Genomic DNA, 10,094 nt, shown 5'->3' on the forward strand with positions numbered 1-10,094 from the left:
TCAGATATTTTCCGCAATTTCTTTTCCTATAGGTTTTGATATATCCAGGTGTCCGCCGAGAGTTTCAGCCTCATGGCCTTCTATCAGAATTTTTATTGCTGTAAGCCCGGGGACCACCGGTTCAATGCATTTATATAATCCGGCGATGATGTTCAGCTCTTCGGATGCATCTCCTTTAAAATCTTTCTTGAGTTCATTTCCAAGGTCAATATAGACAATACCGTCCTTGTCCATATACAGATCCTGAAGGCTTGCCCTGTAAGTCTTCAGATATCTTTTTATTGCGTCTTCAGCCGAAGCAAGCGCTGCATCTTTTCCTGTCTCTGTACCCTCTGTGGTTGCCTTGAAATCATAGAGCCTGCGTGTTTCTTCCTTCTGCTCCTTGTTCTCTGTCTTGGCCTGCCTTGATGCAAGCTCATTTACAAAAGAAGTATCAAATGTGAACTTCCCTTTTAGAAAGAAATAACTCGCCCCCGTACTGATCACAAAGGCAATAATCAGCATAAGGATGAACGACTTGCTCAACTTATTACTTCGTGTAGCTTTCCTCATATAAATAAAGCCCCTTATACAATGCGCTTGCAGTCCTGGTTTTGAAGTCTTCGGAATAATATGTGTCAAAAGAAGGCAGTTCGATCATAAGCGCCGCAGCCTCTATCTGTGAAAGCATACTATAAGGAAGCGGCCTGACCGTCACCATATCGCTGCCGAACTCCTCTGTCAAAGCGTCTTTCTCTGCATTCAGCAGGTCAACGGTTTTCTTTAAATATTCGTCCTGCCCTTTGTTGTACAAATAAGGCTTGGCCGCATCAGGGACAGTCTCGGTAATCACGGGTATGTAGATCACAATGTCTTTATGGTTTCCAGCATGCAGGCTTATGAAGATGTCGGCTGCGTTGCCGTTTGCATATTTTACCCGCTCACTCCGGGTCATAAAAAGATCGCCGTTTCTGGTCAGGGAGCATTCAAAGGCCCCTTTCTCAGCAAGAGCTTTAAGTCTTCCCGCGATATCAAGGACAACGCTTTTCTCCGCATTATCGCCCCTGACAATTCCGCTTTCAAAACCTCCGTGTCCCGGGTCAATCACAAGTGTTTTTGTTTTCGCAGGGGCGGGTTTTAAACCAGCCCCTGCAAAACCGTCCTTATTCTTTTCGCCTTTCTTCTCCTCCTGAAACACATCTAAGACAAGCCTGTCCGGATTTTGAAGGCTGAACACCTTCAGCCCCCTGAAATCACCGGGGGAAAACGTGACTGCGTTATTTATCTTCTTGTAAACAACTGTTCCCTTCTCCGCCTGAATTTGAAAATTGGGATCGGGGAAAGTCACCACAATGTTTTGCCCCTTCTGGTTGACAATTGCCTTTGTTATTATTGCCTCCGCGCCCTCAAGGACAATCCTCAGGTAGCCGGGGTGAAAGCTTGTTCTTAGTTTAATGGGAGTTTCTTCCCCTTTTGAAACAGCGGGCAATAAAAAAAGGACGACCGATAATAAAAAAATCTTTTTCATACGCAGATATGAATATTAGCATTTCCGGCGGTTGATATTCCATGCCCCGGTTGAGGTGAAAAGGGGATTATCTATCCCCTACTTCTTTCTATGGCTCTCAAGAAGTATCTCCTCCACCATCTGGCAGAGCACATGCGCAAGCGTGATGTGGGTCTCCTGAATTCTTGGAGTACTGGCTGAGGGGACAACAAAGATATAGTCGGCCTTGGACGCAAGCTTGTCGCCTTTTGCGCCGGTAAAAGCGATGCTCTTAAGTTTCTTCTTCTTTGCAGCGTCAATCGCCTTTAAAACATTGGGAGAGCTCCCGCTGGTGCTGATGGCGATAACAACATCGCCTTCCTGAGCGAGCGCCTTTAGTTGACGGGCAAAGATCTCCGAATAATCGGAGTCATTTGCAATGGAGGTGATGACCGCCATGTCGGTGTTAAGCGCAATGGCCGGAAACGGCGGGCGGTCCTTTATGAACCTGTTTACAAACTCAGCGGCAATATGCGACGCGTCGGTAGAGCTGCCGCCGTTGCCGAAAAGCAGGAGCTTGCAGCCCTTGCTGAAGCTGTCGGCTATCACCCTTGAGACTTCTATAATAGTGTTGATGTTTTCGTTGACAAACTGCTGCTTGACGGACACGCTCTCTTCAAATGCCTTTAGAATTTTCTCCCTCATTCTACTTTATCTCCGTTGAAATTTTTATCTCTTTTGAAGGCGGCCCTTCCGCCGCTCCCACTGCTGTTACCTTGTAAATATATCTCTTGTCCGGTCCCGCGTTTTTATCGGTAAAAGCCGGGGTGACCGTCTCGCCTGCCACTGCAAAATCACCGCCGGTAGAACGGTAGATCCTGTACAACTTAACATCCTGTCTTTCCATGTCGTCCCACGTAAGAACAATACCTTGCTGCGTATACACGCCCATCAACCCGGTTGGAGCGGAAAGGGCCTTTGTTGTTACCGGCTCCTGTACGGTCTTCTGAATTGTTTTTTCACCCTGCCTTTCATCTGATTTCTCTTCAACGGCCTTTTCAATTTGAGGCTCTATCGGGACAGGATCTCCCCTCCTGCCGCAGGCGATAAGAGAAGTAAGAAGCAAGAAGCAAGAAGTAAGAAGTAACAGATGAAAGCTAAAAGACAATCTCTTGTATTTCATTTTTCACTTCCCACTTCTCACTTCCCACTTTTTATTTGCTTTATCCGCGCGAGCACCATATTTTTTGCTGTGCCGCCATGGGATTTTTTACCGTCGACTGAGGCCTTAATTGTTATGTAATTAGTAATGTCCTTGCCTATCAACTCTGAAAATTGCTTGAACTCCTTCATGCTCATTTCGCTCATGGCCTTGTTGCCGTCAATGCAATATTTAACTATTGCGCCGGTGACACCATGAGCTTCCCTGAAAGGCATACCTTTTTTTACAAGATATTCCGCAAGGTCTGTAGCTGTCAGGAACCCCTTCTCGGCCGACCGCTGCATCGCCTTGCTGTTGAACCGGGCCTTCGGGAACATTTCGGTCAATACCCGGAGGCACGATTTTACCGTGTCAACCGTATCAAACACCGGCTCTTTGTCCTCCTGCATGTCCCTGTTATATGCAAGCGGCAGGCCTTTCATTACAGTCAGTATCGACATGAGATTGCCAAAGACCCTTCCGGTCTTGCCCCTCGTCAATTCGAGCACGTCGGGGTTTTTCTTCTGGGGCATTATGCTGGAGCCGGTTGTAAACGCGTCGGGCAATTCGATAAATCCGAACTGGTCGTTGTTCCATATAATAATTTCTTCAGAGAGGCGCGATAAGTGCGCCATCAATATGCTTGACGCCGAAATAAATTCAATCACAAAATCCCGGTCGGACACCGCATCCATGCTGTTTTCTGATATAGAGGGAAATTTCAAAAGCCGCGCCACATATTTTCTGTCAATGGGAAACGTTGTGCCTGCAAGCGCCGCGGAACCAAGCGGCAGGACATTTACCCTCTTAAGACAATCTTCAAATCTTTGCCTGTCGCGGTCCAGCATTTCATAGTAAGCAAGAAGATGGTGCGCAAGAAGCACGGGCTGGGCTTTTTGAAGATGAGTATATCCGGGCATCACGGTGTCAATGTGCTTCTCTGCCGCGGTGACGAGGACTTTCTGAAATTTTCCGATCAATTGTAAAATCTCCGAAATCTCGTCCCTGAGAAAGAGCCTGAGATCAAGGGCCACCTGATCATTCCGGCTTCTTGCAGTGTGCAGCTTACCGCCGGCTGCGCCTATTTTCCTGGTAAGGGCGTGCTCGATGTTCATGTGCACGTCTTCGAGTTTATCGGAGAACCTGAACCTGCCTGCCTGTATCTCTTCTTTGATTGCCTGAAGGCCTTGAAGGATTTGCCCGGCGTCTTTCTGCGGGATGATCCTCTGCTTGCCTAACATCTTTACGTGCGCTACGCTTCCCTCGATATCGTACTTCCAGAGGCGGACGTCAAAAGACAGGGAAGAAGTAAAGTCCTCCACCACCTTTTCCGTCCCTTCTTTAAATCTGCCTCCCCATAGTTTTTTCATAAAAGTAAGGATAAAATTTAACCTTCAGTATAGTCAAGCTATACATCATTAAATATCTGAAAATCTATTTATGATCTTCCCCCCGAAATGAAAGCCTGCTCCAAAATTTCTATAATCGACAAACGGCCTATTACATTTTTGCTTCAGGGCATGTCCTTAACTCTATGCCCTTTGCCCTATGCACTTAGCTTAAAACTATCTGATGTCAAATCTGTAGGTAATGTCAATTGTCCTCGTCGGACAGAGGGCGTTACTGATGTAAGCCTTAAAAACCGATATGATTCCAGGGGGCATTTCTTTCGGTTTTACATCCGCTACTGCAATGCCCAGAAGATTGCCGTTTGCGTCCTTTGCCGTGATAAACATATTCACTTCGTTAAAAGTGTCAACGGAATTATTCACTATAAAGCCTTCGATACTTATACGGCGCGAACTTTCCTCATTGGCCCATTTCCACGATTTTATCTCAAGCCAGTTCTTGTCATGCACCTCTTTAGGCTCTTCATTTGAAACGGACTTGACCGGCACCCACCCTTCCGCCCGGACGCGCACCCAATCCCCTCGCCTCTCTATTTCCTTTAGCTGTGTCCCATAATAAAAAGTGCCGGCCTTCTTTCCATCGGGGGTCAATCGCAGAGACTCATTAGGAACATTTACATAAATACTCCCGCCTGTTTTTTCTTCGGCATAGACAATGCCATTTATTAAACCTGCCAGCAGCGTCAAAACAATCAATATCTTTTGGGGCATACCTTCTTCCACTCCCGATTTCAATGATGATTACCGGCAATTTAAGAGGGTGTATTTTACCATACTTACACTTCTCAAGGACTATAAGGTTGCAACTACGGAAATGAAATGCCAAGTTGATAATCATTCCGCTGTTACTTTAGACTATAGCGAATTGCGGGTTTTTGTCCCGCGAAAAGGCGCTTTAGAAATAATCGTTGCTGCATTATTACCTATGAAAGATAAAGTCGTCATCACAGGATTTGGCCTTGTCTCTTCTCTGGGGCCAAGCGCGTCAGAGACATGGGACGCGCTGCTGTCCGGCAAATGCGGGAGCGCGCAAGTCCCGGAACTCAATCCGGCAGAACTCGGCATCCATCCACGGGACGGGCGCATCATGGATAAACACGCCCACATGCTGCTGAAATCAAGCCAGGACTCATTCAGGCATTCACTGCTTGATGCGTCATCTATTCCCGGGAATGACATTGGTTTTTTTGCAGGCATGGGGATGGTCGACTACAACATTGATGATCTTTTGCCAGCGGTTGTGAAATCATTAGACGCGGATAGAAGTTTAAATTATGACGCATTTTATTCCGGCGCATTTCAGGAAATTTACCCACTCTGGCCGCTTTCCATGCTGAACAATATAAGCTTCTGCCAGGTCGCGATCAATCTCGGCATCAAAGGGGAAAGCGCTGTGTTCTCTCCTCATGCCGACTCAGGTTCACAGGCGATAATTGAAGGGATAAATACGATCATCGAAAAAAAAGCACAGGCCGTTCTTGCAGGAGGCGTCAGTGAGAAAGCATCACCTCTGGGCCTTGCGCGGGCTTCTTTATTCGGCATATTGAATACATCAAACGATGAACCTCTTTGCCGGCCGTTTGGTGAAAATAGAAACGGGACTATTTTGGGAGAGGGCTGCGGCGTTGTCACTCTGGAGCTCCTCTCATCAGCAATAAAAAGACAGGTGCCATATTTTGCAGCCATTACCGGATATGCCTCTACCTTTGGAAAAAGCGATGGATACAATTGCCCCTCTTCAGAGGCGATCTCAAATGCTATGGAGCAGGCGCTCATCAAGGCCGGACTTTCGCCTTCAGGTATTGATCTGATCATTGCTCACGGCGACGGCACGCGTATGGGCGATGCAAATGAGATAGAGGCGATACATCATACTTTTTCAGATTGCATAATTAAGGTGAATGTATTTTCATCAAAAGGGGCGTTGGGACATATGTTAGCTGGCGCTCCAGCCGTTGATGTCATCCTCGGAACATACATCATTGAAAGTGGTATAATTCCAGCGGTCCATAACTCTCTGACGCCGGACAAAAATATCAGGTTTAATCTTGTGAACAAAGGGCCGCTGAAAGCAACCATAAAACGCATAATGATAAATTCATTTAGCTATGAAGGACAATGCGCGTCGTTAATAATAGAAAAAATAAATTAGCCACTAATGAACACGAATATACACGAAGAAAAAATTCTATATAAAGATTTGTCATATAAGATAACCGGCTTAGCGATGGAGGTTTATAATAAACTTGGTTACGGTTTTCTGGAAAAGGTTTATGAGAATTCATTAATGATACTTTTTGAACAGGGAAATATCCGCTCGCAACAGCAAGCTCCTGTTAAAGTTTATTTTGAAGGAGCAACTATTGGGGAGTATTATGCCGACATTTTAGTCGAGGATAAGATTATTTTAGAACTTAAAACGATAGAAAAACTTACTGATATTCACAAGGCATAAGTATTGAATTACCTAAAGGCAACCGGATTGCGTTTAGCGATTTTAATAAATTTCGGGAAAAAGAAACTCGAATATGGAAGAATTGTCTTGTAATAATTCGTGAAAATTCGTGTTCATTCGTGGCTAAACAATGAGATTCTTATACTACGACAAAGTCGACAACATTGAAAAAGGAAAATCAATAACCGGCGTCAAAACCTTTACGCTCTCCGAGGAATTCCTGAGAAGACATTTCAGGAGGAAAGCGCTTGTTCCCGGAGTAATATACATTGAGGCCATGGCGCAGCTTTTAGGCTGGCTTGTGATCTATTCACATGATTTCAAACTTTCCGCTGTCATGTCTCTCGTTGAGGGTGTTAATATTACTCCTGATCTAAGACCGGGATTCAAGGCTGAGGTCCACGGAGAGATTATCTCGACATCAAAAAGAGATTCGCTCGGCAGGGCATGGATTACGGTTGACGGGAAAACAATCGCTGAAATGGACCGCATCATCTACAGCCACGTTCACAAGGTCGATTCAAAAGCGCTTATGGACCTGTTTTATTACTACAGCGGTATCAAGATATAAGATACTATGAATAACCACAGAGACACGGAGAAAGGCAAAAGTATAATACTATGTTTTTATTATTTCCCTCTGTGTCTCCGTGACTCAGTGGTTATTTATATTTAAAACATGGATAGACATTCTCTATGAATAAACGCAGGGTTGTTATCACAGGACTTGGCATGGCCACTTCGCTCGGCCTTGATGTTGAAGAGAACTGGCAGAAGGCGCTTGCCGGAGTTTCAGGGATCAGCAAACTGACGTACCCTCATGCAGAAAAATCACCTGTTCAGGCAGCCGGGGCAGTCAAAGAAGCTGACTGGAATAAAATTCAAGCAGAATTCCAGGAAGATGCAAAAACCGAAGGCGAACGCAGGACCCTGTTTGCCCTGTGGGCTGCGAAGGAAGCGTTGAAGGATGCGGGACTGCTAAGTGCAGAAGAGCAAAAGTGCAAAAGCCGGAAGTTTGGCGTTGCCCTTGCCGCTGGGCTTGGGATAAACCGTCTGGAGGATATACAGAGATGGGTTGATGATAGCAAAAAATTTGATTATCAGAAATTCGGCAAAGAATACGGAGACGTCCACAAAGAATCTCTGATGAAAAACAATTCAAACAGGCCTGCCGCGCTCGTAGCAAAAAAATTCGGACTGAACGGTTTCAATACTACTATAACAACGGCATGCGCGTCTTCCTCGCAGGCAATTGGAGTTGCGTTCCGCGCGATCCGCAGGGGAGACGCCGACCTGATCGCGGCAGGCGGGGCCGATTCAATGATAAACCCTGTGGGGCTTGTCTTCTTTGTCCTGCTTGGCGCGGCAAACACTTCATCAGATAATCCTGAAGAAGTTTGCAGGCCTTTTGACAGGAAGAGGGGCGGGCTTGTAATGGGAGAAGGCGCAGGAGTTGTTATCCTTGAGGAGGAATCACACGCGCGCAAACGCGGAGCAAAAATATATGCCGAAGTTGCGGGATACGGGACAACCATGGATGCGTATCAGGTGACCGCGCCTCATCCAAAAGGAGAAGGCGCTGAAAAGGCGATGCGGGCCGCTCTCTCGGACGCAGACACGCAGCCTGAGGAAATTGATTATATCAACGCGCACGGCACAAGCACAAAGCTCAATGATTCAGCGGAGACACTGGCAATAAAAAATGTATTTAAAGGCCACGCAAACAACCTGTGCGTCAATTCGAGCAAATCAATAATCGGTCACCTGCTTGCAGGGTCGGGCGGCCCGGAATTCGTGTTCACAGCGTTGAGTGTCAGCAGGGATGAAATTCACCCAACGCTTAATTTGAAAACCCCTGATCCGAAATGCGACCTGGATTATGTGCCGGATGTGAAAAGGTCGAAGGTTGTGCGCGCGGCAATATCGAACTCATTCGGCTTCGGCGGCCAGAATGCGTCGCTTGTGATAAAAAAGTATAATATATAACCACAGAGACACTGAGGCACGGAGGAAATACTTCTTCTCTGTGTCTCAGTGCCTCTGTGGTTTAAAGGAGACTTGATGCAGATTGACTTAACAAACAAAATCGCACTCGTTACCGGCGGCTCAAGGGGTATCGGACGGGAGACTTCCGTCCTGCTTGCAAAGGCAGGCGCGAAGGTAATTATAAACTACAACAAATCAGAGGGGAAGGCAGAGGAAGTGAAAAAAGCTGTCGCTGATTCAGGCGGTGAGGTGGATATTTTTCAGGCTGATATATCCGCCCCCGATGGGGTCAAGGGGCTTTTTGATTTTATAAGAAATAATTACGGCCGACTCGACATACTGGTAAATAACGCAGGCGTCATTCAAGACAATTTACTTCTGGCAATGGAGCTCTCCGAGTGGGACAAGGTGCTTGACACAAACCTGAGGGGCCCGTTCCTCTGCACCAAATACGCCGCGGAAATGATGATGGCGAACCATTCGGGAAAGATCATCAATATCTCATCCATCGGCGCGCTGAAAGGTGGCCGGGGGCAGACAAACTATGCCTCTGCAAAGGGCGGGCTGATCTCATTCACCCGCGCGTGCGCTGTCGAGCTGGGGGGGAAAGGGATCCAGGTCAATGCGGTTTTACCGGGGATGATTGTCACCGACATGAGCACGAGAGTGAGGAAAAGGGCCGGAGAAAAAATCCTCGAACAAATCCCTCTCAACAGATTCGGCGAACCGGGAGATGTGGCAAACCTCATCGTGTTCCTGGCCTCCGACAAAGCCGATTATATCACCGGTCAGGCAATCCCCGTAGACGGGGGCATGAGCGTTTCATAAATAGCGGTCAGCTATCAGCAATCGGGAGAAAATGAATGAAAATATATCAGGGGATAGATATTGTGGGGATCTCAAAATTCAGGAATATCGTCCTTAAGAATAAAAATTTCATGTCGGATATTTTCACCGAGAGGGAAAGGGAATATTGTCTTTCACGGAAAGACCCGCATATACATTTTGCCGGACGCTTCGCGGTAAAAGAGGCGTGCCTGAAGGCCCTCGGCATCGGCATGTCCGGCGCAGGAGTTGACCATTACTTCCAGGAAATCGAAACCGTCCCCGGCCCTTCGGGAAAGCCTGTGCTTTCATTCACCGGCTGGGTAAAGAAGATGAGCAGAAAGCGAAAGATCAACCAGCTTACCGTTTCCATTTCACATTCGGCAGATTACGCGGTGGCAAGTGTAATACTGGTTAACAGTTAGCAAGATGACAACAATGGATATCAATCAGTTAAAAATAGCTAAATATATGTTTAAGAAAGGCGAGGAATTATTATCTCGTCATGACCCCTTTGGCCCCGATCTGTCAATTTCATTATTTCAAGATTCTGTAGAATTACTTCTCTGGGCAATAGCAAAACATGTCGATGCAGATATTAAAGATATAGAACCACTACTGTCCGGTTAAGAATCGAATAGATTCAACTGGTTTTGATTTTCGGTTATATTGAAACCATAATTGGAATACTGAACTATTTGTTGTAAAGGCATTTTTTCGAAAAGAGTAACTGACAGAATCTGTAATAAAGTA

Annotated in this window: 12 protein-coding genes and 1 pseudogene; 7 read left to right on the top strand and 6 right to left on the bottom strand. The window is 46.3% G+C overall.

Translation table 11 applies throughout. The annotated features are described in order from the left end of the window. The 6 genes from HZB61_00870 to HZB61_00895 form a co-directional block, all read right to left on the bottom strand. Positions 1–504 carry a hypothetical protein gene (locus HZB61_00870; protein ID MBI5055155.1) on the bottom strand — a complete coding sequence of 168 codons (504 nt, stop codon included), beginning with the start codon at positions 502–504 and terminating at the stop codon, positions 1–3. 25 nt (positions 505–529) lie between these two features. Then, positions 530–1,507 (bottom strand): N-acetylmuramoyl-L-alanine amidase, encoded by a 978-nt coding sequence (locus HZB61_00875; GenBank protein MBI5055156.1) that lies wholly within the window; start codon positions 1,505–1,507, stop codon positions 530–532. A gap of 78 nt (positions 1,508–1,585) precedes the next feature. Next, on the bottom strand, positions 1,586–2,170 hold the full coding sequence (locus HZB61_00880) for an SIS domain-containing protein (protein MBI5055157.1): 585 nt from the start codon (positions 2,168–2,170) through the stop codon (positions 1,586–1,588). A 1-nt stretch (position 2,171) separates the two neighbouring features. Next, complete coding sequence (locus tag HZB61_00885; GenBank protein ID MBI5055158.1) at positions 2,172–2,648, bottom strand: hypothetical protein; 477 nt, start codon at positions 2,646–2,648, stop codon at positions 2,172–2,174. A gap of 17 nt (positions 2,649–2,665) precedes the next feature. Further along, positions 2,666–4,036, bottom strand: a complete 1,371-nt coding sequence (gene argH / locus HZB61_00890) for an argininosuccinate lyase (GenBank protein ID MBI5055159.1) — start codon at positions 4,034–4,036, stop codon at positions 2,666–2,668. Between the two features lie 195 nt (positions 4,037–4,231). Then, complete coding sequence (locus HZB61_00895) at positions 4,232–4,786, bottom strand: hypothetical protein (GenBank protein MBI5055160.1); 555 nt, start codon at positions 4,784–4,786, stop codon at positions 4,232–4,234. A 103-nt stretch (positions 4,787–4,889) separates the two neighbouring features. Here HZB61_00895 and HZB61_00900 point away from each other — a divergent pair, with 103 nt between their 5' ends. The 7 genes and pseudogenes from HZB61_00900 (at position 4,890) to HZB61_00930 (ending at position 9,971) form a co-directional block, all read left to right on the top strand. Then, positions 4,890–6,227 (top strand): hypothetical protein, encoded by a 1,338-nt coding sequence (locus HZB61_00900; GenBank protein ID MBI5055161.1) that lies wholly within the window; start codon positions 4,890–4,892, stop codon positions 6,225–6,227. A gap of 6 nt (positions 6,228–6,233) precedes the next feature. Continuing rightward, positions 6,234–6,623: pseudogene (locus HZB61_00905) on the top strand (GxxExxY protein). A 37-nt stretch (positions 6,624–6,660) separates the two neighbouring features. Further along, positions 6,661–7,101: a hypothetical protein gene (locus HZB61_00910; GenBank protein MBI5055162.1), complete on the top strand. Its 441-nt coding sequence runs from the start codon at positions 6,661–6,663 to the stop codon at positions 7,099–7,101. A gap of 125 nt (positions 7,102–7,226) precedes the next feature. Further along, a complete protein-coding gene (locus HZB61_00915) occupies positions 7,227–8,516 on the top strand; it encodes a beta-ketoacyl-[acyl-carrier-protein] synthase family protein (GenBank protein MBI5055163.1) in 1,290 nt (429 codons plus the stop codon). 81 nt (positions 8,517–8,597) lie between these two features. Continuing rightward, entirely contained in the window at positions 8,598–9,344 is a 747-nt protein-coding gene (locus tag HZB61_00920) for a 3-oxoacyl-ACP reductase FabG (GenBank protein ID MBI5055164.1), read from the top strand. A gap of 35 nt (positions 9,345–9,379) precedes the next feature. Continuing rightward, positions 9,380–9,766 carry a holo-ACP synthase gene (gene acpS / locus HZB61_00925; GenBank protein ID MBI5055165.1) on the top strand — a complete coding sequence of 129 codons (387 nt, stop codon included), beginning with the start codon at positions 9,380–9,382 and terminating at the stop codon, positions 9,764–9,766. A 13-nt stretch (positions 9,767–9,779) separates the two neighbouring features. Then, positions 9,780–9,971 carry a hypothetical protein gene (locus HZB61_00930; GenBank protein ID MBI5055166.1) on the top strand — a complete coding sequence of 64 codons (192 nt, stop codon included), beginning with the start codon at positions 9,780–9,782 and terminating at the stop codon, positions 9,969–9,971. The last annotated feature ends 123 nt before the right edge of the window (positions 9,972–10,094 follow it).

Source organism: Nitrospirota bacterium (assembly GCA_016214845.1).
In the GTDB taxonomy this organism is placed as follows: Bacteria; Nitrospirota; Thermodesulfovibrionia; order UBA6902; family UBA6902; genus SURF-23.